Below are 25,071 nucleotides of genomic sequence, written 5' to 3'. Positions count from 1 at the left end.
CTTGGAAGTGGGAGGGGCGCCGGGGTGACATCAGCGCCGGTCGACGCCGTTCAGTTGGTATGCAGCGAGGAACGCAGCTTGTATCGGTCGCCGGGGTGGATCAGGCGGGCGTAGCTGATCAGGTGGTCCCCTGACCAGGTGCGCCGGATCATTCTCAGGCAGGGTTCGTGGGGGGTGATGTCGAGTCGCTGTGCGGTGTCGACGTCGACCAGCACGGCTTCGACGACGTGCTCCACATCATTGATCGGGCAGGCCGCCACCAGCACCTCATTGGGTGTATGCCGGGTGAAATCCGTCTCCAGGTAGTGGGGCACTCGGCTGGGATTGACGTAGCGGTCCTCGAGCTGAATGGGCACGCCATCCTCGCGATGCACGATCAGGGTATGGAAGACCCGGGCGCCGTTGCGGACTCCCAGGTAAACCGAGGTTTCGTCGTCGGCGTCCAATGCTTCGGCACGCAGGACTTCGCTGGTGTAGACGTGTTCTCGACTGCGGACTTCCTCGGCGATGTTGTGAACCTCGATCAGCGAGGATTCCGCCTTGCGGTCGGTGACGAATGTACCGACTCCCGGCTGACGCGTCAGGTATCCCTTCTGGACAAGGTCGCGGATGGCCTTGTTGGCGGTCATGCGACTGACCGCGAATTCTTCGGCGAGCCGTTCTTCAGGGGGAATTCGGTATTGCGGAGGCCAGTCGCCGCTGTGAATCTTATCAAGCAGATGTCGTTGTATCTTCAGGTAGAGGGGCAGGGAGCCGGCCATGCGTTATCCTGTGCGTCCATTCTGGTGGAAACGGAAAATATCAGAACGGCGATAACCGCCGTCCCGTGTTCCAGGCACTTTCGTACAATGCCCAGGAGTTCATGATGTCACGAACTAATCGTTGGGGCACATCCCCGACGCCCCTCAGCAGCCCCGCCGCGGTGCGTAACCGGCAACCCATTCTCGAGGTCCTGCAGGCGGTGCTGCCGGAGCAGGCCGAGGTGCTGGAGCTGGCCAGCGGCAGTGGCGAGCATGCCCTGCATTGTGCGACGGCGATGCCGGGCTGGCGCTGGCAGCCCAGCGACCTGGAGGATGAGTCGCTGGCGTCCATCGAGGCCTGGAGAACTGCCTACGGCCCCGACAATCTCGCCACTCCCATCCGTCTGGATGCGAGCCGGGAGTGGCCGGATGGTAAGCTGGATGCCATCGTGGCCATCAATCTGGTGCATATCTCGCCCTGGCAGGTTACCGAGGCGTTACTGACTCGCGCCGGCGAGAAGCTGGTGACGCAGGGTGTGCTCTATCTGTATGGGCCCTATCGGCGCGATGGGCGGCATACGGCCTCCAGCAATGCGGCTTTCGATGCCGATCTGCAGCAACGGGATCCGCGCTGGGGGATTCGTGATCTGGGCACCGTCGTGGCCGAGGCAAACAACCAGGGTCTCGTTCTGGATCGTGTGGTCGAGATGCCGGCCAATAATCTCAGTCTGGTACTGCGCCGCGAATAAGCGGCGTTGTGTCGGGTCGGTCGGGTTGCGAAGATAGGTCGACTACCCATTCGTCAGTGAGTGCATAGCGTGGACAAGTATGAGGTCAAGCTGGATCAGGCGGCGAGGGCGGCCTGGCTGTCGCATGTCGGTGGGCGGACGCAGGACGAGATCGCCGCCCAGCTCGGGGTGTCGCGTCCCGGGGTGCAGCGCTTGCTGGCCCTGGCGCGCCAGGAAGGCCTGGTCAAGGTGCATATCGATCACCCCATCGCGCAGTGCACGGCACTTTCGCAGACCATTCGCGATGCCTTCGATCTGGGCTTCTGCGATGTGGTGCCGGCGGATGCCGATGCCGGGGGCGACAATGCTCGGTATCTGGCCGTGGCGGGGGCCGAACGGCTGGCGCGGCTCCTCGAGCGCTCCGACCCCCTGACCCTGTCGCTGGGCACCGGGCGTTCGGTACGTGCCATGGTCGAGTCACTGCGCCGGCTCGATCGACCGCAGCATCGCATCGTCTCGCTGGTCGGCAATATTGCCCGGGATGGCTCGGCCAACCGTTATGACGGTGTCATGTTGCTGGCCGACAAGACCGGCAGTGAGCGGTTTCTGCTGCCGGCACCGGTGGTGGCGGGCTCCGTTCAGGAAAAGGAAGCGCTGCTGGGGCAACCATTGTTTCAGGCGATTGCCGGTGTGGCGCATCAGTCCGAGGCGGCTTTCATCGGGGTAGGGCGCATCGACCGCCAGGCGACACTCTTCCAGGACCATTTCATCAGCGAGGTCGAACTCGAGGAGCTGCTTGAGCGGGAAGCCGTCGGCGAGTTGCTGGGCTGGCCGATGAATGCCCACGGTGAACTGATCGACTGTTCGACCAGCTGGCGCGTCACCAGTCTGCCGTTGTCGATGTTGCGTGATCAGGAAATGGTGGCGCTGGCAGGAGGCCGCAGCAAGGCACCGGCGATCCTGGCTGCGCTGCGGGGTGGCTGGTTGAAGAGTCTGGTGACCGATGAGCAGGCGGCGCGTTATATCGTCGAGCATATCTAGGCCGCTAAGGGCGAGCGTCGAGCGAGAAACGAGCAACCAGCGGCGAGAAACGAGAGACGAGAAACGAGAAACGAGCGGTTGGGAGTCGATGACTCGAAGCTTGAAGCCTGAAGCCTGAAGCTTGAAGCTTGAAGTGACCCCTGACCCCTGACCCCTGACCCCTGACCCCTGACCCCTGACCCCTGACCCCTGACCCCTGACCCCGAAGTTCGCTACCCGCCGCTCGAATCTCGAAGCTCGTCGCTCGTAACTCGAACCTCGCAGCTCGCTGCTCGAAGCTCGTCGCTCGTAACTCGAACCTCGAACCTCGAACCTCGAACCTCGCAGCTCGCATCCCCAGCCTAGCCTAAAGTCTAAGCCTCTCGGCTTTGCGTTTTACGCGCCCTTGATCGATCATTTGATCAATCGCTGATTTCATTGATCGGATCAGCGTGGGGTCTGGCCCCGTCGAGCAACAACAAGAAGGCCTTCCTGTGAAGGCGTCGAATCAACAGGAGCATGCCATGCAGCGTCATCGTCTATTTCCGCTGGCCGCGCTTGCGGCACTGGGGACCACCGCCACCACGGCGGCCCAGGCAGAAACCATCACGGTTGCCACCGTCAACAACAACGACATGGTGATCATGCAGAGCCTCACCGACGCCTTCGAGAAGGCGCATCCGGATATTACCCTGGATTGGGTCGTGCTCGAGGAGAATGTCCTGCGTCAACGCATGACGACGGATATTGCCACCCAGGGCGGGCAGTTCGACGTCATGACCATCGGCAGTTATGAAGCGCCGATCTGGGCCGAGCGTGGCTGGCTGGAGCCCCTGGATGATCTGCCGGAATCCTATGATCAGGACGACCTGCTCAAGCCGGTGCGAGACGGTCTGAGCCATGAGGGTACCCTGCATGCGCTGCCGTTCTATGCCGAAAGCTCGATGATGTATTTTCGCAAGGATCTGTTCGAGCAGGCGGGGATCGAGATGAGCGAGCAGCCGACCTGGGACGAGGTGCGTTCCTGGGCCGGCGAGCTGCATGATCCCGAGAATGAAGTCGCCGGCATCTGCCTGCGTGGCAAGCCGGGCTGGGGCGAGAACATGGCCTTTGTGTCCACCCTGGTGAATACCCATGGCGGGCGCTGGTTCGACATGGACTGGAACCCCGAGATCAACAGTGAGGAATGGCAGGAAGCGGTTTCCTTTTATGTGAACCTGCTCAACGACTATGGACCGGCGGGAGCCAGCTCCAACGGCTTCAACGAGAACCTGGCGTTGTTCTCGCGAGGCAGCTGTGCCATGTGGGTCGATGCCACCTCGGCAGCCGGCAAGCTGTTCGATCCCGACGAGTCCAAGGTCGCCGATCAGCTCGGCTTTGCGCCCGCGCCGGTGGCCGAGACCCCCAAGGGGTCGCATTGGCTGTGGTCCTGGGCGCTGGCGATTCCGAGCTCCTCGGAATCCACCGAAGCGGCCAAGACCTTCATTCGCTGGGCGACGTCGAAAGACTACGTCAACCTGGTTGCGGAGCGTGAAGGCTGGACCAACGTACCTCCCGGCACGCGCGAGTCCACCTATGCCAGTGAGCGCTATCAGGAGGAAGCTCCGTTCGCCGGCTTCGTGGTCGACGCCATCCGTAAGGCGGATCCGCTGGACTCCACCCTGGAGCCCAATCCCTATGTCGGGGTGCAGTTTGCCGGCATTCCCGAGTTCCAGTCGATCGGCACCCAGGTAGGCCAGATGATCGCCTCGGCATTGACCGGTCAGGTCAGCGTCGAACAGGCGCTGGACTCCGCCCAGCGTGCAACCGAACGTGCCATGGAGAGGTCCGGGTACATCGAGTGATCGCTTGTGCCATCCGCGGCGGTGTTCCGGCACCGCCGCGTTTCCCGCCCTTGCTGGCATTACAACCGACGAGTAACGACCCATGAACAAGACTCGTGCCTCCGGTCGTACCGTCGGCGGTCTGCGTACCCTCTCGCTGCAGGCCCCCGCGGTAACCCTGCTGCTGCTCTGGATGCTGATACCACTGGCGATGACCGTGTGGTTCTCCTTCCAGCGCTACAACCTCCTGATGCCCGGCATGAAAGGATTCGCCGGCACCGAGAATTACGAATACCTGCTCACCGATCCGGCCCTGTGGTCGGCCATGGGCACAACCTTGCTACTGGTCGGGTGGGTGCTGGCGATTACCGTCGTCGGGGGCACTCTGCTGGCCGTGCTCTTTCAGCAGGACTTCTTCGGGCGTGGCGTGGCGAGGGTGCTGGCAATATCGCCGTTCTTCGTCATGCCCACCGTCAGTGCCCTGGTCTGGAAGAACATGATGATGCATCCGGCCAACGGGGTGCTGGCCTGGCTGGCGGAATCCTTCGGGCTGCCGGCGGTGGACTGGTTCTCCAGCCTGCCGTTGACCTCGATCATCATCATCGTGTCCTGGCAATGGCTGCCCTTTGCGCTGTTGATCCTGCTGACGGCCATCCAGTCCCTGGATGACGATCAGGTCGAGGCAGCACGCATGGACGGTGCCGGTCCCATTGCCATCTTCTTCTACATCACGCTGCCGCACCTCAAGCGAGCCATCAGTGTGGTGATCATGATCGAGATGATCTTCCTGCTGACGGTATTCGCCGAGATCTTCGTCACCACCTCGGGTGGGCCGGGGCTGGCGACCACCAACCTGGCATATCTGATCTATATCCGAGCCCTGCTCGACTTCGATGTCGGCACGGCGTCTGCCGGTGGGGTGATCGCGATCATTCTCGCCAACATCGTCGCCATCTTCCTGGTCCGCATGGTGGCCAAGAACCTGGAAGAGTGAACCGGCCAAGCCGAGGAGATATTCCCATGACGACGACCCTGTCGAACAAGGATGCGCCCATGGATGCGGCCCGCGGTGATGCCGCGGTACGCTCCAAGCGGCTGCGTGGCCTGGGCATAGCCGTGCTGGGCTGGTCCGTGGCGCTGGTCATCTTCTTCCCGATCTTCTGGATGATCCTGACCGGCTTCAAGACGGAGGCCGAGGCGATCGCCGAGCCGAGTCTGTTCTTTTCGCCGACGCTGGAGAACTATCACGACGTCCAGGCGCGGGCTGACTACTTCAAGTTCGCCTGGAACAGCGTGGTGGTGGCCTTTGGCTCGACCCTGCTGGCCCTGTTGATTGCCATTCCATCGGCTTATTCCATGGCCTTTCTGCCGACCAAGCGGACCAAGGGCACCCTGCTGTGGATGCTGTCGACCAAGATGCTGCCACCGGTCGGGGTGCTGGTACCGATCTACCTGATCTTCCGCGATTTCGGGCTGCTCGATACCCTGACCGGACTGACCATCGTCTATACCCTGATGAACCTGCCCATCGTGGTCTGGATGCTCTACACCTTCTTCAAGGACCTGCCGCGGGACATTCTCGAGGCCGGGCGCATGGATGGCGCCAGTACCCTGCAGGAGATTGCCTATCTGCTGATGCCGCTGACGCTGCCGGGCATTGCCTCGACGGGGCTGTTGTCGGTGATCCTGAGCTGGAACGAGTCGTTCTGGAGCCTGAACCTCACGACTTCCCAGGCGGCCCCTCTGCCGGCCTACATTGCGTCCTTCTCGAGCCCTGAAGGCCTGTTCTGGGCCAAGCTTTCCGCCGCCTCGACCATGGCCATTGCACCGATCCTGGTCTTTGGCTGGCTCACCCAGAAACAGATGGTACGTGGCCTGACCTTCGGCGCCGTCAAATAAGAGGACAATTTCATGGCAACTCTGCAACTCAATAACGTCGTCAAGAGCTTCGAGGACACCCAGGTCATCCAGGGCGTCGATCTGGAGGTCAAGGACCAGGAGTTCGTGGTCTTCGTCGGGCCTTCGGGCTGCGGCAAGTCCACGCTGCTGCGCATGATTGCCGGGCTCGAGAGCACCACTTCCGGCGATATCGTCATCGAGAATCAGCGCGTCAATGACCTGGGACCGGCCGAGCGGGGCCTGGCCATGGTCTTCCAGAGCTATGCGCTGTATCCGCACATGACGGTGGAAGACAACATGGGCTTCAGCCTCAAGCTGGCCGGCGAGAACAAGCAGGCGCGACGCGAGAAGGTGCTCGAGGCGGCCCGCATCCTGCAGCTTGAGCCCTTGCTGGATCGCAAGCCCAAGGCGCTTTCCGGCGGTCAGCGTCAACGTGTGGCCATCGGTCGGGCCATTGTGCGCAATCCGAGCATCTTCCTGTTCGACGAGCCCCTGTCGAACCTGGACGCGGCCCTGCGCGTGCAGATGCGCATCGAGCTGGCTCGTCTGCATGAAGAACTCAAGGCGACCATGATCTATGTCACCCATGACCAGATCGAGGCCATGACCATGGCCGACAAGATCGTTGTCCTGCAGGGCGGTGTGGTCGAGCAGGTGGGGTCGCCCATGGAGCTCTATCACCATCCGCGCAACCGCTTCGTGGCGGGCTTCATCGGGTCGCCGAAGATGAACTTCCTACCGGTCACTGCCGAGTCGCCCGCCGCCGATGGGGTCACCATTCGCTTGCCCGGCGGGGACACCACCCGTGTCCCGGTGCAGGGCACGGGCTGTCAGCCGGGCGAGGCGCTGACGCTGGGTGTGCGTCCCGAGCATCTGGTGCTCGACGAGAGCGGTCCGCTGCAGGGCCGGATTCAGGTCATCGAGCGCCTGGGCGGTCAGACGTCGCTGTATGTCGAGATGGACGACGATCTGATCACCCTGATGGTGGATGGCGATGTGGCGCATCGGGTCGGCGATGACGTGCGCTTCAGCTTCGAGCCGCGCCGCGGTCATCTTTTCACCGGCGACGACATGGCGCTGGAAAGCCTCGAGCGGCACCCGCTGGCATCCCTGACCCGCCAGGATCATCGTGCGGCCAGCGACGCCGATGCCTGAGGAGCCGCCATGGAGATGTTGATCTTCGACTGCGATGGCGTGCTGGTCGACAGCGAGGCAATTGCCGAGGCGACGCTGGTCGAACGACTCGCGACCTGGCTGCCGGATGTCGATATTCATGCCCGACTGGGCGAGGCCCTGGGGCTGACGACGGCCGCCATTCTGGAGCGGCTGGCGGCCTTCAGCCGGCATGACCTGCCGGCCGATGCCCTGGGTGCCATGGATGCCGAAATCGAGCGCCGTCTGGCGCTGGAACTCACCGCCATCGACGGGGTGAAGGAGGCGATATGCGAACTCGGCATGTCGATGGCGGTGGTGTCCAACAGCCATCGCGGCCGGGTTCGAGCCTCTTTGGTGCATACCGGCCTGAATGCCTGTCTGGGCGATTCACCGATCTTCTGTGCCGAGCAGGTGGCACGGCCCAAGCCGGATCCCGCGGTCTATCGGCTGGCGATTGATGAGCTGGGGTGCCGACCGGGCGAGTGCCTGGTGGTCGAGGACAGCGTGGCCGGTGTCACGGCGGCGTGTGCGGCCGGCATGACGGTGGTCGGCTTCACCGGGGCCAGTCACGTCATGCCCGGTCAGGCCGAACGGCTGCGTGCGGCCGGTAGCTGGCAGGTGATGGCACGCATGCATGAACTGCCGGGATTGGTCGCTCAATGGCGACAGACAGGGCCCGAACGACTAACGGGTGTGGGGAGGGGGAAATGAAACTCGCCGACAAGGTGGCGGTGATCACCGGTGGCGCCAAGGGCATCGGCCTGGCGATTGCCGGTCGTTATCTGACCGAAGGGGCGCGCGTCGTGATTGCCGATGTGGACGCCCGTGCCATCGATGAAGGCCTGAATCAGCTGGGCGACGACGACAGAACCCTGGGGCTGTCACTGGATGTGCGCTATCAGGCGTCGATCGACGCCATGGTGGTGGAGGTGCTGGAGCATTTCGGGCGGATCGATATTCTCGTCAACAATGCGGCTGTGTTTGACATGGCCCCGGTACTGGAGGTCGAGGCCGCCAGTTTCGATCGCCAGTTCGACGTCAACGTCAAGGGGCTCTTCTTCACCCTGCAGGCCGTGGCGCGGGTCATGGTCGAGCACGGGCAGGGCGGGGCCATCATCAACATGGCTTCCCAGGCGGGGCGACGCGGCGAGGCTCTGGTCAGCACCTACTGTGCCACCAAGGCGGCGGTGATCAGCCTGACCCAGTCCTGTGCCCTGGGGCTGGTGGAGCATGGCATTCGCGTCAATGCTATTGCGCCCGGGGTCGTCGATACCCCCATGTGGGCGGAGGTGGACGCGCTGTTCGCCCGTTACGAGGGTCGGCCGGCAGGAGAGAAGAAACGGCTGGTCGGGGAGGCAGTGCCCATGGGCCGCATGGGCCGCCCCGAGGATTATGCCGGTGCCGCCGCCTTCCTGGCCTCGGATGACAGCGACTACATCGTGGCGCAGACCCTGAATGTGGATGGCGGCAACTGGATGAGCTGATATCCCTCGCGCCGGTCGCGCGTCGAACGGATACCGGCTTTACCGGTCGATGGCCGGATGCGACTGCGCGCCCGGATCGACCCTGCCAGTGTCGGAGTATGCGAAGGAGGCAGGACAGCTGACATGACATCCGATATTCATGAGGTGGTGGCTCGGCTGCTCGCGGCGGCGGAGCGGCGTGACCGCTTCATCGTGGCGCTGGCCGGGCCGCCGGCGGCGGGCAAGTCCTTCTGGTCTCAAGCCCTGTGTCAGGCACTCGATGACCGTGAGCCGGGCAGTGCGGTGGTCGTGCCCATGGACGGCTACCACTTCGACAATGCCGTGCTCGAGCCCCGTGGGCTGCTGCCGGTCAAGGGCGCACCGGCAACCTTCGATTGCGCCGGCCTGCAGCATGATCTGGAGCGCATCCGTCGCGGCGAGGATACGGTCGCCGTGCCGGTGTTCGACCGTCCGCTGGATCTGGCCCGGGCCGGGGCGCGGCAGGTCACGCGGCGTCACCGTCTGGTCATCGTGGAAGGCAACTATCTGTTGCTCGACGAGGCCCCCTGGTCGGCGCTGCATGACATTTTCGACTTCACGCTCTTCCTGGATGTCGATGACGACCTCCTGGAAGCCCGCCTTCTCGAACGCTGGCAGGCAATGGGCCAGGACCCTGACGGGGCGCTCGAGCGCACCCGCGACAAGGACATGCTCAATGCCCGCTTGATCAAGACGCACTCGGTCGCCGCCGATCTGGCGTGGCGCCCGGTGTAATCCATTACGCCACATACCAACGCCAGGACTGTGCCGGCAGCGCTCAGGGCCTGCAGCATGGCGACGGGCGCTTGCTTGTCGCACCCCTCCACAATCGCCAGGAGAGATGAACATGACACGACTCAGCAACGACCAGTTAGCCCGGCTCCCGGCGAAGGTGGCGCGTCCCGAATATGACCGTGGCGCTATCACGCCGGGTATCGTGCATATCGGCGTCGGCGGTTTTCACCGCGCCCATCAGGCCATGTATCTGGACCAACTGATGTCCCGGGGACAGGCCCATGACTGGGGGATCATCGGGGTCGGGGTAATGCCGGGGGATGCCCGCATGAAAGAGATCCTGTCGGCCCAGGACCATCTCTACACCCTGGTGGTCAAGCATCCCGACGGTCGCTACGAGCCGCGGGTGATCGGCTCGATGATCGATTACCTGCATGCCCCGGAGGACCCGCTGGCGGTGATCGAGGCCATGGCCGATCCGGCCATCCGAATCGTCTCGCTGACGGTGACCGAGGGCGGCTATAACCTGCACCCGGTCACCGGAGAATTCAATCTCGACGAGCCCGCCGTGCATCAGGATCTGACAGCGTCGAGCCTGCCGCGGACCAGCTTCGGCCTGGTGACCGAGGCCCTGGCCCGGCGTCGTGAACGGGGACTGGCGCCGTTCACGGTCATGTCCTGCGACAACATCCAGGGCAACGGGGAGGTGGCCAAGCGCATGTTCAGTGCCTTCGCCGCGGCGCGGGATCCGGAGCTGGGTGAATGGATGCGGCGCGAGGTGGCGTTTCCCAATTCCATGGTCGATCGCATCACCCCGGTGACCACCCCTGACGACATCGACGAGGTGGCCCGGCGTTTTACCATCGAGGATGCCTGGCCGGTGGTCTGTGAACCCTTCACCCAATGGGTGCTCGAGGATCACTTCACCCAGGGTCGGCCGGCATTCGAGGACGTCGGCGTGCAGCTGGTCGAGGATGTCGAACCCTATGAGCTGATGAAGCTGCGTCTGCTCAATGCCAGCCATCAGGCGCTGTGCTATTTCGGCTACCTGGCCGGCTATCGTTATGCCCATGAGGTCTGTCAGGACGAGCTCTTCGTCAACTTCCTGCTCGATTACATGGTCAAGGAGGCGTCGCCTACCCTGGCGGAATTGCCCGGGGTGGATCTCGACGACTATCGACGTACCCTGATCCAGCGTTTCGCCAATCCGGAGATCCGCGACACCCTGGCTCGGTTGTGCGCCGAGAGCTCCGACCGGATTCCCAAGTGGCTGCTGCCGGTGATACGCGAGCAGTTGGCCAACGGGGGCGAGCTGCATCGCGCCGCGGCCGTGGTGGCCAGTTGGGCGCGTTACGCCGAGGGCATCGACGAGGCCGGCGAGCCCATCGAGGTGGTGGACCGGCTCAGCGAGTCATTAAAGGCCGTGGCGCAATCCCGTCAGCCGCTGGCCTTCATCGAGCAGCGCGAGCTGTTCGGCGATCTGGCCGCACAGCCGCGTTTCGTCGAGGCGTATCGCACGGCGCTCGATAGCCTGCACGAAGGCGGCGCACGCGCTACCCTTGAGTCGCTGGTCCAGGCTTGAGGGGGAAAAGGATGTATATCGGAGTGGATTGCGGCACCCAGAGTACCAAGGTGGTGGTCGTCGATGTGGAAGCCGGCCGCCTGCTCGGCGAAGCGAGTCGTGCGCACCGGTTGGACGAGGGCGAGAACGGGCGTCGCGAGCAGCACCCCGCCGACTGGATCGCGGCCTTCCGCGAGGCCTTCAAGGCGGCGGTGACGCAAGCGCGGGTCGATCCGCAGCAGGTGCGCGCCATTGGCGTATCCGGGCAGCAGCACGGCATGGTGGCCCTGGATGAGGCCGGTGAGCCCGTCTACCCGGCCAAGCTTTGGTGCGACACGGAAACCGCGGCCGAGAATGCCCATCTGGTCGCGCGTCTGGGCGGCGAAGCGGGGTGCCTGGAAAAGCTGGGGCTGGTGCTGCAGACCGGCTATACCGCTTCCAAGGTGGCCTGGTTGAGGGCGCATCATCCCGAGCGCTATCGGCGCATCGCCACACTGCTGCTGCCGCATGACTATCTGAATTTCTGGTTGACCGGCGAACGGGTCGCCGAAGCCGGCGATGCCTCGGGTACCGGTTATTTCGACACGCATCGCCGCTGCTGGCGGCATGATGTTCTGGCGGAGATTGCCCCGGAACTCGATGCGGAGCGGGTATTGCCGCGTCTGATCGAGGCCGAGCAGCCGGCCGGCGTGGTGCGGCCGGCCCTGGCGCGCGAGCTGGGGCTGCGCGATGACGTCCTGGTGGCCAGTGGCGGTGGCGACAACATGCTGGGGGCTATCGGCACCGGCAACATCGCGCCGGGACTGGTGACGCTGAGCCTGGGAACCTCGGGCACGGTCTGTGCCTATTCCGAGCGACCGGTCGTGGCCGAGGACGCCATGGTCGCCAACTTCTGCGCCAGCAGCGGCGGCTGGTTGCCGTTGATCTGCACCATGAATGTGACCTCGGCGACCAATTGCGTACGCGAGATGTTCGGGCTGGACGTCGCCGGCTTCAACGAACGGGTCGCTCATGCGCCGATCGGGGCGGAAGGGGTCACGACCCTGCCGTTCTTCAATGGCGAGCGGGTACCGGCCTTGCCCCAGGCCACCGGAAGCTTTCTGGGGCTCAACAGTGTCAATACCACCTCGGCCAATCTGTGCCGGGCCGTGGTGGAAAGCGCTACCTTCGGCATGCGTTATGGGCTCGAGCGGCTGGGACCGCTGGCCGAGGGCGCCAGCCAGATTCGCCTGATCGGCGGAGGTGCCCGCAGTCCGGTATGGCGACAGATGGTCGCCGACATCACCGGGACCCCGGTCGTCTGCCCGCAGATCACCGATGCCGCGGCGCTGGGTGGGGCCTTGCAGGCGGCCTGGTGTGATCGCCGGGCCACCACCAGCCTGGCATCGCTCTGCGAGCGCCTGGTACATCTGGATCCGGCGGCCTCGGCCGAGCCGCAACCCGCGAGTGTCGAGGCCTATCACCGGGTCTATGCCCGTTATCGCGATGCCTTGCATCGCCACCATGCCATCCCCAACAACTGACAGGAGCTTGACATGACCACGCGACTCGATGCGCTGCGAGAACATTCTCTCGTGGTGGCCGATACCGGTGATCTGGACGCCATTCGTCGTTACCGTCCCCAGGATGCCACGACCAACCCCTCCCTGTTGCTCAAGGCCTTCGACATGCCGGCCTATCAGGATCTGATCGACCGGGAGCTGGCGGCCGTCTCCGGGGACGGCGATGCAGCGGTGGCGGAAGCCATCGACCGGCTCGCCGTGGCCAAGGGCTGCGAGATTGCCGGCCTGATTCCCGGCCGGGTATCCACCGAGGTACCGGCCGCGCTGTCCTTCGATACCGAGGCCAGTCTGCGCAAGGCCCGGGAGTTGATCGAGGCCTACGACAAGCGAGGGGTAGGACGCGAACGCATCCTGATCAAGTTGGCGGCCACCTGGGAAGGCATTCGCGCCGCCGAGCGCCTCGAACGCGAAGGCATCAACTGCAACCTCACTCTGTTGTTCAGCGATGCTCAGGCGCAGGCCTGCTTCGATGCCGGGGTCTTCCTGGTGTCCCCCTTCGTGGGGCGGGTGACCGACTGGTACAAGCAGGCCACGGGCCAGGAATACGCGCCGGACGAGGATCCCGGCGTTCAATTCGTGCGCGGTGTCTGTCGGCGTGCCGATCAAGGCGGGCATGCCACGGTGGTGATGGGCGCCAGCTTCCGTACGGTCGATCAGGTGCTGGCCCTGGCGGGCTGTCCACGGTTGACCATTTCGCCGGCACTGCTCGAGGAGCTGGCTTCCAGCGAGGGCGATGTCGCCCCTCGCGTCAAGATGGGCAGCGGGCAAGGCTCGCCGGGCGAAGCCATCGACGAGGCCAGTTTCCGCTGGCAGCACAATGCCGACCCCATGGCCAATGACAAGCTGGCCGAGGGCATTCGCCGCTTCGACGAGGATCACCGAGCGCTGGCCCGGCGTGTGGCCGAGCGTCTGGCCAGATAAGTTTGCTTCCGGGGCGTTATCAGCGCCCCTCCGGGATCTCACCGGGTACGCGATAGCGCGGGCCTTCCCGCTGGCGTTCCTGCCGAGTCTTGGTTTCATCCTCGGCGGGTACGCCCCACACCGTCTCGCGACTGCCGTCCTGCCAGGTATAGGTCGTGCAGCCTCCCAGCAGAAGCCCGGTCAGCAAAGCGCTAATCAGAATCGAACGTTTGGCGATGTTCATGCAATCTCCTTCGGGCCATCCTGCGCGATGGCCGTTGCGTATCCGGAGCGGCAACCAGGCCGAGCCGCTGAGTATCCTGCCTTCATGGTAACGCCGCTGTGCCTGCAAGGGCATAGCGGCGGTCCACGAATGGTTCCTGCATGGTGGAGATATTAGGGGGAATGTTTTTAGCAGGCTAACATTTGTGCTAACCTGTTCGACTTTCGTCATGTCGGTGACGGCCGATGAGCCAGGCTTGCCGGAACCGATGCCAGGAACGTCTGTCCAGGAATTCGTCCATGTCTCCAGATCAGCGTTTTGCGCGCTGGGTCCGCGTTGCGCTCGTGACCTTCTGCGCCCTTTTTGTGTACTTCGTGGTGGCCGATACCTTCATGCCGATGACGCCCCAGGCCCGCGTTCTGCGGCCGGTCGTCCAGGTGGCACCTGAGGTCGGGGGGCGTGTCGAGGCCGTGGCGGTCGACAACAATCAGGCCGTCGAGCAGGGAGACGTGTTGTTCCGCATCGAACGTGATCCCTATCAGCTGGCCCTCGAGGAGGCGCGTCTGGCCCGCCAGGCGGTCCGGCGCGATAATGCCTTGATCGAGGCCGATCTGGCCGAGGCCAGGGCGGAGCTCGAATCCGCCCGCTCCACGGCGGAGGAACTCGAGGCCGAGCGCCGCCGTGCCGAGACCCTGGTCCAGCGACAGGGGATGTCGCGCCAGCGCTTCGAGCAGATCGCCGCCAATCAACGCGAGGCCGGCGCCGCGGTGGATGCGGCCAGGGCCCGCATTCGACATCTGGAGGTCAAGCTCGGGGAGCGAGACGCAGCCAATCTGCAATTACGCCAGGCCGGCAATGCCATCGACCAGGCCGAACTCGACCTTTCCCGCACCCTGGTACGCGCCGAGCGCGACGGGGTGGTGTCCAATCTGCAGCTGCGGGAGGGCGATTATGCCACTCGCGGGCAGCCGGCCATGGCACTGGTCGGCCATCGCCTCGATCTGGTCGCCGATTTCCGGGAAAAGAGCCTGCGCCACATTCGGGAAGGCGAACCGGCTCGCGTGGTCTTCGATGCCTATCCGGGGCGCGTGTTCGAGGCGCGGGTGACGTCCCGGGATGCCGGGGTGAAGGCCGGGCAGTTGATGGCCGACGGCAGTCTGGCGGATATACCGACCACCGATCGCTGGGTGCGCGATGCCCAACGGGTCCGCCTGCATCTCGATGTCAAAACGCCGCCCGAGCCCATGCCGGTCAGTGGTGCACGCGCCACGGTGCAGTTGTTGCCGCAGGCCAATCCGCTGGCCGGCTTCCTGGGGAGTATCCAGATTCATCTGATGGCCTGGTTGCATCATGTCTACTGAGCCGGGTAACAGCCTGAAGGGGCTGGGGCAGGGGGTGCGTCGCCTGTTGGCCCGTTCCGTCGGATTGGTGATGCCGCACAGGGGACAAGACTCCGTTGCCGAGCCCGGTGAATCGGCCTTCACGCATGATCATTTCCGACAGTGCCTGAGGATTGCCGGTGGGGCGACCATCGGCTTTTTGATCAGTCATCTGATGGGCTGGAACTATGGGGTCTTCTTTACCGTCTTTCCGATGTTCCTGCTGGGCATCATCCCGGTGTTCAATGCGCATGTGGTGCGTCAGTTCCTGGGCAATGCCTGTCTCAATGTCCTGGAAGTGAGCCTGGTGGTCGGCCTGACCCAGCACATGCCGGTGGTCATGACGCTGCTGGTGTTCCTGCTGTTCTATGCTCGTTTCCGCCTGATGGCCAGGGGGCCCCTGTTTGTCTTCGGCGCCAACGGGGTGCTGACGCTCAGTGTGCTCATGCACTTCGCCAGCTATCCCGGTCTCGACCTGGCCGACCTGCTGGCCAGCAATCTGGTGGCGAGTCTGCTGGCGGTGCTGATCGCGGCTGTCATGTACTGGCTGCTGCCGAACCGGACGGTGTCGACGCCACCCGCAGGCGAGGCGAAATCATCCGCCCTGATTCGACACCAGACGTTGATCGGTGCCATCACCGCTACGCTGTCCTTCCTGGTGTTTCAAATACTGGACCTGCGGGATTCCCTGTCGGCGCAGATGGCGACCATCCTGATTCTCTTCTCGCTGGGCTATCATGGTGCCCGGCTATCGGCCATCAAACGCGCCATGGGGACGCTGCTGGGCTGCAACATGGCGCTGGTGTTGCAGCTGGTGCTGTTCTCGCAGAGTGACCATCTGCTGCTGGTGGTGCTGAGTTACTGGATCGGGCTGATGCTGTTCAGTCGCGCGCATCTGCTCGAGGGAGGGGGATCGGGAGTCGGCTTCGGCGGCCTGACCACTCTGGGGATTCTGTATGGCCAGTATCTCGGGCCCAATCAGGATTTCTTCTATGACGCGCTCTACCGATTCAGCTCGATGTGCGTGGCGCTGGCGGCCACGCTAGTGGTGATGGCATTGCTGCACAGCCTGTTGAATCTGTCGCCCATGACTCGTGCCCGAGCCGACTGAGTCCCGGCTGCTGGCTCATCGGTCGGAGCGACCACACCACAGGGCACCATGGACGACGAGCCGCAGGCGACATACAAAAAACCGCCACCCGGCATGACCCGTGAGTGGCGGTTTTCAGGATTCTGGTCGGAGCGACTGGATTCGAACCAGCGACCTTCGCAACCCCATTGCGACGCGCTACCAAGCTGCGCCACGCTCCGATGATGGTCCCGGACTTGCCCGAGAACGAGGCGTATACTAGCGCGTTAATGACCAAATGAAAAGCCCCTTTTGCGCTTCTTTTTCAGGTGCTTGAGAGCTGGGAGGCGGTATGGTGGTCGTGGCCCCGGCTCTGCCACACTATGCAATGTCTGGAAACTGCCTGTGCTCGGCTATACGACGTTGAAAATCTGATCAAATTGCTCATTTACTCCTTGTAAACTCCGCATTTTCACAGCTTTTCGCCTTGTCTAACCTTCGCTCGTCGACTTTTCAGACAGTGCCTAGCGCTCATGGTTTATCACTCATCAGACACTACATCGGGAGGCGAGAATGCCGTTGGTCATGGGGATGAGCATGCTCCTGGCATGCCAGATGCTGGGGGAGCTGGTGGCGCGGGGCTTGTCGCTGCCCGTGCCGGGACCCGTCCTGGGCATGGTCATTCTGCTGGTCGGCCTGATGGTGCGCGGCGGCGTGCCCGACAGTCTGCGGCTGGCGGGGGAAGGGCTTCTGCGGTACCTGACGCTGCTGTTCGTGCCTGCCGGGGTGGGCTTGATGGCGCATGGCGCCCTGATCGGCGAGGAACTGCTGGCCATCGTGCCGACCCTGTTCGGCTCGACGGCATTGACCCTGGCGGTGACAGCCTGGGTACTGGCCCGCTTGCAGCGTCGCTTCGGTGTGGGGCGTCATGACGGGGGCAATCAATGAAGGTTCCGGCTCTCGACACCCTCTGGGTCTACCTGTCCGGCAGCCCCTTGCTGTCGCTGCTGGCAACCCTGGTCGCCTTTGCGCTGGCGGTCCGCATCAACCGCCTGGTGGGCGGCACGCCCTGGCTGCATCCCGTCACCCTGGCAATCGCCATCCTCATTGGATTCCTGCTGCTGGTGGACATGGATTACCCCAGCTACTTCGAGGGTGCCCAGTTCATTCACTTCCTGCTCGGGCCGGCCACGGTAGCCCTGGCGATACCGCTATACGATCACCGCGAGCGGGTCAGGCGGCTGCTCTGGCCACTCGTCGTGGCCTGTATGGCAGGGATATTCACGGCGGTGACCAGTACCCTCGGCATTGCCATTCTGCTGGGCGTCAGCCAGGAGACGCTGATGTCTCTGGCGCCGCGTTCTGTAACGTCGCCCATTGCCATGGGCATCGCCGAGCAGATCGGGGGCATACCCTCGCTGGCGGCGGGACTGGTCCTGCTGACCGGATCGATCGGCTGCGCACTGGGGCCGGGCATCTTTCGCTTGCTGGGGATCCGCGATCCGGCAGTGCAGGGCTTCACCATGGGGCTGTCGGCCCATGGATTCGGAACGGCACATTGCTTCGCTCGCCTGGGTGCAGTGGCCGGGGCCTTTTCTGGCCTCTCCATGGGGCTGACCGGGCTGCTCACCGCCTTTCTGCTGCCGCTCATCACGGGGCTGCTGGGCCTCGGGTGACGCCTTCCGGATTGTGTGAAGTTCAATTGATTGCGATTGAAGCGTGACGAAAACTCAAGCTCTTCTATACTCCTGACTGTGGAAAGCAGGAAAACGTAGCAACCAGTAAAACAACAAGATATGGGGGGAGGAGGCCATGCGCATTCGGCACGTGTGGCCCACGACGCTGGGTTGTCTGGGGCTGCCCCAAAGCGCGCTGGCCGTCGACTGGAACATGCCGGTCGGCGTCACGGATGTCAGTCGCGAGATTCATTCACTGCACATGATCATCTTCTGGATCTGTGTGGCGATAGGCGTTGTGGTCTTCGGTGCGCTCTTCTACTCGGTGTTCCGTTATCGCCGATCACGAGGGGCCAGGGCAGCCAGTTTCCATGAGCACACCACCGTCGAAGTGATCTGGACGCTGATTCCGACCCTGATCCTGGTCGCCATGGCGATACCGGCCACGGCGACCCTCAAGAAGATGTATGACGCTTCTTCTGCCGATCTGGACGTGATGATCACGGGCCAGCAATGGCGCTGGCGCTATTCCTATCTGGGCGAGGACGTGTCCCTCACCTCCAACCTGGCCACGCCGCGTTCCGAGGTGACCGGGGAGAGTGCCAAGAGTGACAACTACCTGCTGGAAGTCGATGAGCCGTTGGTCCTGCCGGTGGATCGCAAGGTACGGCTGTTGATGACCTCGGATGATGTCATTCACTCCTGGTGGGTGCCGGATCTGGCGGTCAAGCAGGACGCGGTACCCGGATTCGTCAACGAGAACTGGGTGCGCATCAACGAGCCAGGTACCTATCGTGGGCAGTGTGCCGAGCTCTGTGGGCGGGATCATGCCTTCATGCCGGTGGTGGTCGAGGCAGTCGAGCCGGAACGCTTCGAGACCTGGCTGGCGGAGCGCAAGGAGGCTGCGGCGCAGGCGGCACTGGGAGTCGACCGCGAATGGGCCCTCGATGAGCTGATGACGCGCGGCGAACAGGTCTACGGCAGCATCTGTGCTTCCTGCCACCAGCCGGATGGTCAGGGCAGTCCGCCGGCCTTCCCGGCACTTGCCGGCAATCAGGCCATGCTGGACGACGCTGACTATCATATCGAGACAGTGGTCAACGGCGTGTCAGGCTCTTCCATGCCGGCCTTCCGTAACACCCTGAATGCCGTCGAGCTCGCGGCGGTGATCACCTACGAACGCAATGCCTGGGGCAACGAGACCGGCGACGCCATTCAGCCGGCCCGGATTGCCGAATTGCTCGACGCACCCTGAGGGTGCGGTGCATATCGAGGAGGTAGGCCATGGCTTCGCACTTGCCGCCCGGATCATCCGCCCAGTCTCACCAGCTCGAGGCTGCCGGTACGGTGTCTGACACCCATCATGCCGGGCCGAAGGGGCTGATGCGCTGGTTGCTGACGACCAATCACAAGGAAATCGGCACGCTCTATCTGCTGTTTTCGCTTGCCATGTTCTTCATCGGCGGCCTCTTCGCCATGGTGGTACGCGCGGAACTCTTTCAGCCGGGGTTGCAGCTGGTCCAGCCGGAGTTCTTCAATCAGATGACCACCATGCACGGTCTGATCATGGTCTTCGGCGCCGTCATGCCGGCCTTTGTCGGTCTGGCCAACTGGATGATCCCGCTGCAGATCGGCGCGCCGGACATGGCGCTGCCGCGATTGAACAACTTCAGTTTCTGGCTGTTGCCCATTGCCTTCTCCATGTTGCTGGCGACCCTGATCATGCCGGGGGGCGCGCCCAACTTCGGCTGGACTTTCTATGCGCCGCTGTCGACCACCTATGCGCCGCCGTCCACGACCTTCTTCATCTTTTCCCTGCACCTGGCGGGTATCAGCTCGATTCTCGGTGCCATCAACATCATCGCCACCATTCTCAATCTGCGCACGCCCGGCATGCGCATGATGGACATGCCGTTGTTCGTCTGGACCTGGCTGATCACCGCCTTCCTGCTGATTGCGGTGATGCCGGTGCTGGCCGGAGTGATCACCATGATGTTGCTGGATATCCATTTCGGAACCAGCTTCTTCAATGCGGCGGGTGGCGGTGACCCGGTACTCTTTCAGCACCTGTTCTGGTTCTTCGGCCATCCCGAGGTCTACATCATGATCCTGCCGGCCTTCGGGATCGTTTCGGTGATCCTGCCGACCTTTGCGCGCAAGCCGCTGTTCGGGTATGCCTCGATGGTCTATGCCACGGCCGCCATCGCCATATTGTCCTTTCTGGTATGGGCCCACCACATGTTCGTGGTCGGCCTGCCGCTGGCGGCGGAGCTGTTCTTCATGTACAGCACCATGCTGATTTCGGTGCCCACCGGGGTGAAGGTGTTCAACTGGATCACCACGCTGTTTCGTGGCTCTCTGACGTTCGAACCCCCGATGCTGTTTGCCCTGGCCTTCGTGGTGCTGTTCACCATCGGGGGATTCTCTGGTCTGATGCTGGCCATCTCGCCGGCGGATTTCCAGTATCACGATACCTACTTCGTCGTCGCCCACTTTCACTATGTGCTGGTCCCCGGCGCGGTCTTTGCCATCATGGCGGCCGTCTATTACTGGTTGCCCAAGTGGACCGGTCATTATCCCCACCTGCGTCTCTCGCAGTGGCATTTCTGGTTGTCGGTCATCGGGGTCAATCTGACCTTCTTCCCCATGCATTTCGCCGGTCTGGCAGGCATGCCGCGCCGCATACCGGATTACGCCCTGCAGTTCGCCGATTTCAACATGATCACCAGTATCGGCGGCTTTCTGTTCGGTCTTTCCCAGCTTCTGTTCGTGCTGGTGGTCGTGCTGTGCGTGCGCGGCGGGGAAAAGGCGCCAGCCAAAGCCTGGGAGGGTGCCGAGGATCTCGAGTGGACGGTGGACAGTCCGGCCCCCTTGCATACCTTCGAGACACCGCCGGATTTCTCGCCGCATCGGCATTGAGGGCAGCACACGGAGGCCCGGATGAACAGCCAGTTCCTGGATGACAGACGCAGAGCGGTGAAGCGCACGGTGGCGCGAACCCTGGTGGCACTGGCCGCGATGTGTCTCTTTGCCTTCGCACTGGTGCCCCTCTATGACGTGTTCTGCGAGGTCACCGGGCTGAATGGCAAGACGTCGAGTCAGGCTCAGTCCCTGTCGGCCGAATCCGCGGACCAGAGTCGCCTGGTCACCATGCAGTTCATCACCCGCGGCAGTTCGGGGTTGCCCTGGTCATTGAGCACCGAAACCCGCCAGCTGCGCCTGCATCCCGGGCAGAGTGCGGAAGTGCATTTCACATTCCGGAATCTGGGCGACCGACCCTATGTGGCCAGGGCGGTGCCCAGTGTGTCGCCTTCCGAAGCTTCCGTGCACCTGCGCAAGCTGGCGTGTTTCTGCTTCGAGAACCAGCGTCTGGCAGCCGGCGAGCGCTTCGAGGCGCCACTGGTATTCCAGTTGACGCGTGATCTGCCGGAGGACGTCAAGACAGTGACTCTGGTCTATACCCTCTATGAACAGCGGGTCAGCCTGTCGCGCAGCAGCGCGTCCCAGCGGCCGGGAGGTGAAACATGAGCGGTGGCAGCTATTACGTACCCGCGTCCAGCAAGTGGCCTATTCTGGCGTGTATCGGCCTGGGCGCCATGATGCTCGGCACCGGGCTGGTGCTGGTGTATGGAGGGGCCGGGATGCCGGTCATGCTGGTGGGGCTTGTCGGGGTTCTGCTGGTGATGGCGTTGTGGTTTCGCGATGTGGTCCTGGAGTCGCGTCAGGGGCTTTACGACGACCAGATGGACCGCTCGTTCCGCTGGGGCATGGGCTGGTTCATCTTTTCCGAGGTGATGTTCTTCGCCGCCTTCTTCGGGACTCTCTTCTATGTCCGGACCTTTGCCTTGCCCTGGCTGGACGGTGAAGGGGCCAAGGGGGTGGCGGCCCTGCTGTGGCCGGACTTCAATGCCAGCTGGCCCTTGCTGGAACCGCCGGGAGACGGTGTTCAGGGGCCCTCGGCCACCTTGAGCCCCTGGCATCTGCCACTGGTCAATACGCTCATTCTGGTGGGGTCGAGCATCACCCTGACCGTGGCGCACGAAGGCCTCAAGGAAGGGCACCGGCGGGTGGCACGGCACTGGCTCGGGCTGACCGTGCTGCTGGGCATCTGTTTCATCGCCATTCAGGGGCTCGAGTATCGCGAGGCCTATCTGCATTACGGCATTACCCTGCAGGCCGGTATCTATGGTGCCACCTTCTTCCTGTTGACCGGCTTCCATGGTGCTCACGTGATCATTGGCACCGTGATCCTGATGGTCATGCTGGTCAGGGTGTACCGGGGGCACTTTGCGCCGGACAACCAGTTCGGCTTCGAGGCAGCGGCCTGGTACTGGCATTTCGTGGACGTGGTGTGGATCGGGCTCTTTCTCTTCGTGTATGTCTTCTAGCGCCGCTGTGTCCCAAACAGGCGAAGGTGGCGGGTCAATGCCCCAGGTGACCGGAGTAGAAGCCGTACAGCAACAGGGCCAGCAGCAGGGCCGCCAGCAGCACCCGAAGCTTCAGGGAGATGAGCACACCGCGCGAGCGGCCGCCATCCTTGAGCAGCCAGCCGGCCCCGGCCGCCAGGCTTGCTAGCATGCCGATGAAGACGAGCACGATGAGGATCTTGAGTAACATGGGGAACTCCCGGGAGAGGTGTTGGGCCGCTGGCCGTTGGCGTCGTCGCTTGATGCTGTGGTTCGGCCTCTGGGGGTGTCTGGTGGTGGTCGGCATGCTACTTGGACTATGGCAGTGGGAACGTGCCGGCGACAAGCGAGAGTTGCTGGCGAGCTTTGCATCGGCCCCGAGTCTGGTGTCTCCGCAACAGGCGCCGCCCGAAGGGGCGCGACTGACGCTCAAGGGGGAGTTCCTCGCCGGTCATACACTGTTTCTGGACAACCGCACACATGACGGGCAACTGGGGGTGGCGGCCCTGACGCCCCTGCGAGGCGTGGATGGCCGCTTGTGGCTCGTCGAGCGTGGCTTCCTCGCCACCGGGCCAAGTCGTGACACGCCGCGGGTCGACACCCCCGCGGGCGAGGTGAGGGTAGAGGGTCGCTGGCAGTCGGCCGGCGATTCTCCTCCCTTGTTCGGCCCCAATCGCGAAGGCCTGCGCCTGCAGCGCATCGAACTGGAGGCCTGGCCATCCCTGGGCCGATTTGCCCATGCCGGGTGGCTGCACCAGACCGCCGGTAAAGGGCAGCTGAAAGTCTGGTGGCAGCCCAATGTACTGCCGCCGTCACGTCATCAGGCCTATGCGCTTCAATGGTGGGGCCTGGCCGTGGCGGCGCTGGTGATCATGACCCTCGGCGCGCGCCGACTGAGGGCCGACAGGGAGGTTTCCTGATGTTCAAGGGTCCGGACGCCCGGGGGCGTTTCAAGTTGCTGGCACTCTTCGCGATATTTGCCATGCCGATGGCCATGGCCTGGGCCATGGTCGAATGGCGGCTGTGGATTCCGGATGAACGCACGGCCCATGGCCGTTTGCAAGCCGACCTGCCGATGATGAGCGACTGGCCGCTGAGTGGGACCGACCAGCAGGGCCCTGATGACTGGCTCATGGTCTTCGATTGTCGTGCGCCCTGTGACGCCGAGGCCGACCGCTGGTGGCGCGTGCATCGTGCCCTCGGGCGCGATGCCCATCGTGTCAGTCGTCTGCGTATCGGCGGCGCGCCTGGAGCGTCCTTGCCCGGCGAGAATGTCGTGGGCTGGCAGGCGCGTCCCGACTGGGCTCAGCCGGGCAATCTGTGGCTCCTCGATCCAGAGGGCAGGCCGGTGCTCAGTTATGGCACGGAGGTCGAGACGTCGCATGTGCTGGAGGATATCGAGCGCCTGCTGGAGCTCAATCCTGAGCCACCCATGGCGCGTCGCGATGAAGCCTGAACCTGAACGGAGGGCGAGTGCATGGAAGTCATCGGTCAACAGGGGGCATCGCTGCCGGCCAGGCAGCGCCTATTGTGCTGGTTGAGTCTGCTCGGCATGTGGCTGGCTCTGCTGGTGGTGCTGGTCGGTGCTTGGACGCGACTCGTCGATGCCGGCCTGGGGTGCCCGGACTGGCCGGGCTGCTACGGACACTGGGCGGTGCCGCATGCGGATGTGGCGCAATCGCATACTCCCGGAACGGGGTTCGATGCCGCCAAGGCCTGGATGGAAATGCTGCATCGATACCTGGCAACCCTGCTGGGACTGGTCGTGGTCCTGATGGTCCTGCTGGGCAGACGTCTGAGGAGACTGGCGGGGTATCCGTGGCGCTTGTCCCTCGCTCTGCTGTGTGTCGTGCTGGTTCAGGGGGCCTTTGGTGCCCTGACGGTGACCCTTAAGCTTTGGCCTCAGGTGGTGACCTTGCATCTGCTGGGCGGCCTGGCGGTCGCGGGTCTGTTTCTGTGGCTTCACCTCTGCCTGCGTCGCTCCCCGGGGCCGGGCCCGGCGCCTTCGCGGCCTCGCCGACTGACAGCGTTATGGCGTGTCGCCCTGGGGCTGCTGGTGCTTCAGCTGGCGCTCGGGGGCTGGACATCCAGCAACTATGCCGGTCTTGCCTGCCAGGGATTTCCGGCTTGCAACGCCCAGTGGTGGCCGAGTGTCGATTGGGGTGAGGGGTTTCATCTGACGCAGACCGTCGGGCCGGAGTATCTGCACGGCAAGTTGCATGGTGAAGCCCGCACGGCGATCCAGTTCGCTCATCGCATGGGGGGAGCGGCCTTGCTGTTGAGCCTGGTGGCGCTGGCGATACGCTGTCGACACCATCGCGACATCCGCAACCGGATAGTGGCCATGCTCGGGGCCTGCATCGGTCAGTCCGCACTCGGGGCTTCCAATGTGCTTTTGTGGATGCCGGCCTGGCTGGGGCTCCTGCATACGGCGGGGGCGGCCCTGGTAATGGTGCTCGGGTTGCTCGCTGTATGGCAGTGGCGCCTCACGGCAGAAGCGGCCACCCCAGCTCCGCACGCTCGGCCGCTGATGCCGCTGGGGCAGGACACCAGGGAGCCGTGGGGAGGTAGAAGGATACACCATGGCTGATGCTGGATGGGCGGATCGATTCCTGCGCTTGTGTTCTGGTCGGCGATAGGCGCGGTTCGGCCATCTTTGGTCAGGTCAGTGCGGAGGGGGTAGAATGTGATGC

The 25,071-nt window shown here is 63.6% G+C and carries 26 protein-coding genes and 1 tRNA gene; 23 read left to right on the top strand and 4 right to left on the bottom strand.

Features of this window, described 5'->3' with window-relative positions; all coding sequences use genetic code 11:
- Nucleotides 1-50: 50 nt before the first annotated feature.
- Nucleotides 51-761 carry a histidine utilization transcriptional repressor HutC gene (gene hutC / locus QWY79_RS14760; RefSeq protein ID WP_290274401.1) on the bottom strand — a complete coding sequence of 237 codons (711 nt, stop codon included), beginning with the start codon at nt 759-761 and terminating at the stop codon, nt 51-53.
- Between the two features lie 104 nt (nt 762-865).
- On the opposite strand from hutC, the gene QWY79_RS14755 reads away from it, so the two are divergent.
- The 12 genes from QWY79_RS14755 to QWY79_RS14700 all read left to right on the top strand — a co-directional run bounded on the left by QWY79_RS14755 (nt 866) and on the right by QWY79_RS14700 (nt 13,646).
- Entirely contained in the window at nt 866-1,489 is a 624-nt protein-coding gene (locus tag QWY79_RS14755) for a DUF938 domain-containing protein (protein ID WP_290274399.1), read from the top strand.
- A 69-nt stretch (nt 1,490-1,558) separates the two neighbouring features.
- Nucleotides 1,559-2,509, top strand: coding sequence for a sugar-binding transcriptional regulator (locus QWY79_RS14750; RefSeq protein WP_290274396.1), 951 nt, complete (start codon nt 1,559-1,561; stop codon nt 2,507-2,509).
- Between the two features lie 503 nt (nt 2,510-3,012).
- Nucleotides 3,013-4,332 (top strand): ABC transporter substrate-binding protein, encoded by a 1,320-nt coding sequence (locus QWY79_RS14745; protein ID WP_290274394.1) that lies wholly within the window; start codon nt 3,013-3,015, stop codon nt 4,330-4,332.
- 82 nt (nt 4,333-4,414) lie between these two features.
- Nucleotides 4,415-5,305, top strand: coding sequence for a carbohydrate ABC transporter permease (locus tag QWY79_RS14740; protein ID WP_290274392.1), 891 nt, complete (start codon nt 4,415-4,417; stop codon nt 5,303-5,305).
- Nucleotides 5,306-5,331: 26 nt separating this feature from the next.
- Entirely contained in the window at nt 5,332-6,210 is an 879-nt protein-coding gene (locus QWY79_RS14735; protein WP_435389795.1) for a carbohydrate ABC transporter permease, read from the top strand.
- A 12-nt stretch (nt 6,211-6,222) separates the two neighbouring features.
- Nucleotides 6,223-7,365, top strand: a complete 1,143-nt coding sequence (locus QWY79_RS14730) for an ABC transporter ATP-binding protein (protein ID WP_290274389.1) — start codon at nt 6,223-6,225, stop codon at nt 7,363-7,365.
- Between the two features lie 9 nt (nt 7,366-7,374).
- The gene (locus tag QWY79_RS14725) at nt 7,375-8,076 is read left to right on the top strand and encodes an HAD family hydrolase (RefSeq protein ID WP_290274386.1); all 702 of its coding nucleotides are present in this window, start codon (nt 7,375-7,377) and stop codon (nt 8,074-8,076) included.
- Nucleotides 8,073-8,849: an L-iditol 2-dehydrogenase gene (locus QWY79_RS14720; RefSeq protein ID WP_290274382.1), complete on the top strand. Its 777-nt coding sequence runs from the start codon at nt 8,073-8,075 to the stop codon at nt 8,847-8,849. The genes QWY79_RS14725 and QWY79_RS14720 overlap by 4 nt, the downstream gene beginning before the upstream one ends.
- Before the next feature lie 123 nt (nt 8,850-8,972).
- The gene (locus tag QWY79_RS14715) at nt 8,973-9,602 is read left to right on the top strand and encodes a nucleoside/nucleotide kinase family protein (protein ID WP_290274379.1); all 630 of its coding nucleotides are present in this window, start codon (nt 8,973-8,975) and stop codon (nt 9,600-9,602) included.
- A 112-nt stretch (nt 9,603-9,714) separates the two neighbouring features.
- The gene (locus tag QWY79_RS14710; RefSeq protein ID WP_290274377.1) at nt 9,715-11,184 is read left to right on the top strand and encodes a mannitol dehydrogenase family protein; all 1,470 of its coding nucleotides are present in this window, start codon (nt 9,715-9,717) and stop codon (nt 11,182-11,184) included.
- An 11-nt stretch (nt 11,185-11,195) separates the two neighbouring features.
- Nucleotides 11,196-12,686 carry a xylulokinase gene (gene xylB / locus QWY79_RS14705; protein WP_290274375.1) on the top strand — a complete coding sequence of 497 codons (1,491 nt, stop codon included), beginning with the start codon at nt 11,196-11,198 and terminating at the stop codon, nt 12,684-12,686.
- A 12-nt stretch (nt 12,687-12,698) separates the two neighbouring features.
- On the top strand, nt 12,699-13,646 hold the full coding sequence (locus QWY79_RS14700) for a transaldolase (protein ID WP_290274372.1): 948 nt from the start codon (nt 12,699-12,701) through the stop codon (nt 13,644-13,646).
- Between the two features lie 19 nt (nt 13,647-13,665).
- Here the strand turns inward: QWY79_RS14700 and QWY79_RS14695 are convergent, their stop codons facing one another.
- Complete coding sequence (locus QWY79_RS14695; RefSeq protein WP_290274370.1) at nt 13,666-13,869, bottom strand: hypothetical protein; 204 nt, start codon at nt 13,867-13,869, stop codon at nt 13,666-13,668.
- A gap of 278 nt (nt 13,870-14,147) precedes the next feature.
- Here QWY79_RS14695 and QWY79_RS14690 point away from each other — a divergent pair, with 278 nt between their 5' ends.
- Both QWY79_RS14690 and QWY79_RS14685 read left to right on the top strand, forming a co-directional pair.
- Complete coding sequence (locus QWY79_RS14690; protein ID WP_290274368.1) at nt 14,148-15,209, top strand: HlyD family secretion protein; 1,062 nt, start codon at nt 14,148-14,150, stop codon at nt 15,207-15,209.
- Nucleotides 15,199-16,338 (top strand): DUF2955 domain-containing protein, encoded by a 1,140-nt coding sequence (locus QWY79_RS14685; protein WP_290274366.1) that lies wholly within the window; start codon nt 15,199-15,201, stop codon nt 16,336-16,338. The genes QWY79_RS14690 and QWY79_RS14685 overlap by 11 nt, the downstream gene beginning before the upstream one ends.
- A 123-nt stretch (nt 16,339-16,461) precedes the next feature.
- Here QWY79_RS14685 and QWY79_RS14680 read toward each other — a convergent pair.
- A tRNA-Pro gene (locus tag QWY79_RS14680) sits at nt 16,462-16,538 on the bottom strand.
- Between the two features lie 331 nt (nt 16,539-16,869).
- Here QWY79_RS14680 and QWY79_RS14675 point away from each other — a divergent pair.
- The 6 genes from QWY79_RS14675 (at nt 16,870) to QWY79_RS14650 (ending at nt 22,360) form a co-directional block, all read left to right on the top strand.
- Nucleotides 16,870-17,244 (top strand): CidA/LrgA family protein, encoded by a 375-nt coding sequence (locus QWY79_RS14675; RefSeq protein WP_290274363.1) that lies wholly within the window; start codon nt 16,870-16,872, stop codon nt 17,242-17,244.
- A complete protein-coding gene (locus tag QWY79_RS14670) occupies nt 17,241-17,972 on the top strand; it encodes an LrgB family protein (protein ID WP_290274361.1) in 732 nt (243 codons plus the stop codon). The genes QWY79_RS14675 and QWY79_RS14670 overlap by 4 nt, the downstream gene beginning before the upstream one ends.
- 136 nt (nt 17,973-18,108) lie before the next feature.
- On the top strand, nt 18,109-19,227 hold the full coding sequence (coxB, locus tag QWY79_RS14665) for a cytochrome c oxidase subunit II (RefSeq protein WP_290274359.1): 1,119 nt from the start codon (nt 18,109-18,111) through the stop codon (nt 19,225-19,227).
- A 29-nt stretch (nt 19,228-19,256) separates the two neighbouring features.
- Entirely contained in the window at nt 19,257-20,891 is a 1,635-nt protein-coding gene (ctaD, locus tag QWY79_RS14660) for a cytochrome c oxidase subunit I (protein ID WP_435389794.1), read from the top strand.
- 21 nt (nt 20,892-20,912) lie between these two features.
- Nucleotides 20,913-21,500, top strand: coding sequence for a cytochrome c oxidase assembly protein (locus tag QWY79_RS14655; RefSeq protein ID WP_290274357.1), 588 nt, complete (start codon nt 20,913-20,915; stop codon nt 21,498-21,500).
- Complete coding sequence (locus tag QWY79_RS14650; RefSeq protein WP_290274355.1) at nt 21,497-22,360, top strand: cytochrome c oxidase subunit 3; 864 nt, start codon at nt 21,497-21,499, stop codon at nt 22,358-22,360. Before QWY79_RS14655 ends, QWY79_RS14650 begins: the two co-directional genes overlap by 4 nt.
- Before the next feature lie 34 nt (nt 22,361-22,394).
- Here the strand turns inward: QWY79_RS14650 and QWY79_RS14645 are convergent, their stop codons facing one another.
- Nucleotides 22,395-22,589 carry a DUF2909 family protein gene (locus tag QWY79_RS14645; protein WP_290274353.1) on the bottom strand — a complete coding sequence of 65 codons (195 nt, stop codon included), beginning with the start codon at nt 22,587-22,589 and terminating at the stop codon, nt 22,395-22,397.
- Here QWY79_RS14645 and QWY79_RS14640 point away from each other — a divergent pair.
- The 3 genes from QWY79_RS14640 to QWY79_RS14630 are packed head-to-tail and all read left to right on the top strand — an operon-like array spanning nt 22,549 to nt 24,968.
- Complete coding sequence (locus QWY79_RS14640; protein ID WP_353960377.1) at nt 22,549-23,298, top strand: SURF1 family protein; 750 nt, start codon at nt 22,549-22,551, stop codon at nt 23,296-23,298. The two genes, QWY79_RS14645 and QWY79_RS14640, sit on opposite strands and share 41 nt — an antisense overlap.
- The gene (locus QWY79_RS14635) at nt 23,298-23,834 is read left to right on the top strand and encodes a redox-active disulfide-containing membrane protein (protein WP_290274349.1); all 537 of its coding nucleotides are present in this window, start codon (nt 23,298-23,300) and stop codon (nt 23,832-23,834) included. Before QWY79_RS14640 ends, QWY79_RS14635 begins: the two co-directional genes overlap by 1 nt.
- Before the next feature lie 21 nt (nt 23,835-23,855).
- Entirely contained in the window at nt 23,856-24,968 is a 1,113-nt protein-coding gene (locus tag QWY79_RS14630) for a COX15/CtaA family protein (protein WP_290274346.1), read from the top strand.
- The last annotated feature ends 103 nt before the right edge of the window (nt 24,969-25,071 follow it).

Source organism: Halomonas sabkhae (assembly GCF_030409265.1).
Lineage (GTDB): Bacteria > Pseudomonadota > Gammaproteobacteria > Pseudomonadales > Halomonadaceae > Halomonas > Halomonas halmophila.
This window is presented reverse-complemented; position numbering and strand designations above follow the sequence as displayed.

Coding starts and splice junctions, on each gene's coding strand:
- hutC (WP_290274401.1), bottom strand. CDS start 761: ATGGCCGGCTCCCTGCCCCTCTACCTGAAGATACAACGACATCTGCTT.
- QWY79_RS14755 (WP_290274399.1), top strand. CDS start 866: ATGTCACGAACTAATCGTTGGGGCACATCCCCGACGCCCCTCAGCAGC.
- QWY79_RS14745 (WP_290274394.1), top strand. CDS start 3,013: ATGCAGCGTCATCGTCTATTTCCGCTGGCCGCGCTTGCGGCACTGGGG.
- QWY79_RS14740 (WP_290274392.1), top strand. CDS start 4,415: ATGAACAAGACTCGTGCCTCCGGTCGTACCGTCGGCGGTCTGCGTACC.
- QWY79_RS14735 (WP_435389795.1), top strand. CDS start 5,332: ATGACGACGACCCTGTCGAACAAGGATGCGCCCATGGATGCGGCCCGC.
- QWY79_RS14730 (WP_290274389.1), top strand. CDS start 6,223: ATGGCAACTCTGCAACTCAATAACGTCGTCAAGAGCTTCGAGGACACC.
- QWY79_RS14725 (WP_290274386.1), top strand. CDS start 7,375: ATGGAGATGTTGATCTTCGACTGCGATGGCGTGCTGGTCGACAGCGAG.
- QWY79_RS14720 (WP_290274382.1), top strand. CDS start 8,073: ATGAAACTCGCCGACAAGGTGGCGGTGATCACCGGTGGCGCCAAGGGC.
- QWY79_RS14715 (WP_290274379.1), top strand. CDS start 8,973: ATGACATCCGATATTCATGAGGTGGTGGCTCGGCTGCTCGCGGCGGCG.
- QWY79_RS14710 (WP_290274377.1), top strand. CDS start 9,715: ATGACACGACTCAGCAACGACCAGTTAGCCCGGCTCCCGGCGAAGGTG.
- xylB (WP_290274375.1), top strand. CDS start 11,196: ATGTATATCGGAGTGGATTGCGGCACCCAGAGTACCAAGGTGGTGGTC.
- QWY79_RS14700 (WP_290274372.1), top strand. CDS start 12,699: ATGACCACGCGACTCGATGCGCTGCGAGAACATTCTCTCGTGGTGGCC.
- QWY79_RS14695 (WP_290274370.1), bottom strand. CDS start 13,869: ATGAACATCGCCAAACGTTCGATTCTGATTAGCGCTTTGCTGACCGGG.
- QWY79_RS14690 (WP_290274368.1), top strand. CDS start 14,148: ATGTCTCCAGATCAGCGTTTTGCGCGCTGGGTCCGCGTTGCGCTCGTG.
- QWY79_RS14685 (WP_290274366.1), top strand. CDS start 15,199: ATGTCTACTGAGCCGGGTAACAGCCTGAAGGGGCTGGGGCAGGGGGTG.
- QWY79_RS14675 (WP_290274363.1), top strand. CDS start 16,870: ATGCCGTTGGTCATGGGGATGAGCATGCTCCTGGCATGCCAGATGCTG.
- QWY79_RS14670 (WP_290274361.1), top strand. CDS start 17,241: ATGAAGGTTCCGGCTCTCGACACCCTCTGGGTCTACCTGTCCGGCAGC.
- coxB (WP_290274359.1), top strand. CDS start 18,109: ATGCGCATTCGGCACGTGTGGCCCACGACGCTGGGTTGTCTGGGGCTG.
- ctaD (WP_435389794.1), top strand. CDS start 19,257: ATGGCTTCGCACTTGCCGCCCGGATCATCCGCCCAGTCTCACCAGCTC.
- QWY79_RS14655 (WP_290274357.1), top strand. CDS start 20,913: ATGAACAGCCAGTTCCTGGATGACAGACGCAGAGCGGTGAAGCGCACG.
- QWY79_RS14650 (WP_290274355.1), top strand. CDS start 21,497: ATGAGCGGTGGCAGCTATTACGTACCCGCGTCCAGCAAGTGGCCTATT.
- QWY79_RS14640 (WP_353960377.1), top strand. CDS start 22,549: ATGCCGATGAAGACGAGCACGATGAGGATCTTGAGTAACATGGGGAAC.
- QWY79_RS14645 (WP_290274353.1), bottom strand. CDS start 22,589: ATGTTACTCAAGATCCTCATCGTGCTCGTCTTCATCGGCATGCTAGCA.
- QWY79_RS14635 (WP_290274349.1), top strand. CDS start 23,298: ATGTTCAAGGGTCCGGACGCCCGGGGGCGTTTCAAGTTGCTGGCACTC.
- QWY79_RS14630 (WP_290274346.1), top strand. CDS start 23,856: ATGGAAGTCATCGGTCAACAGGGGGCATCGCTGCCGGCCAGGCAGCGC.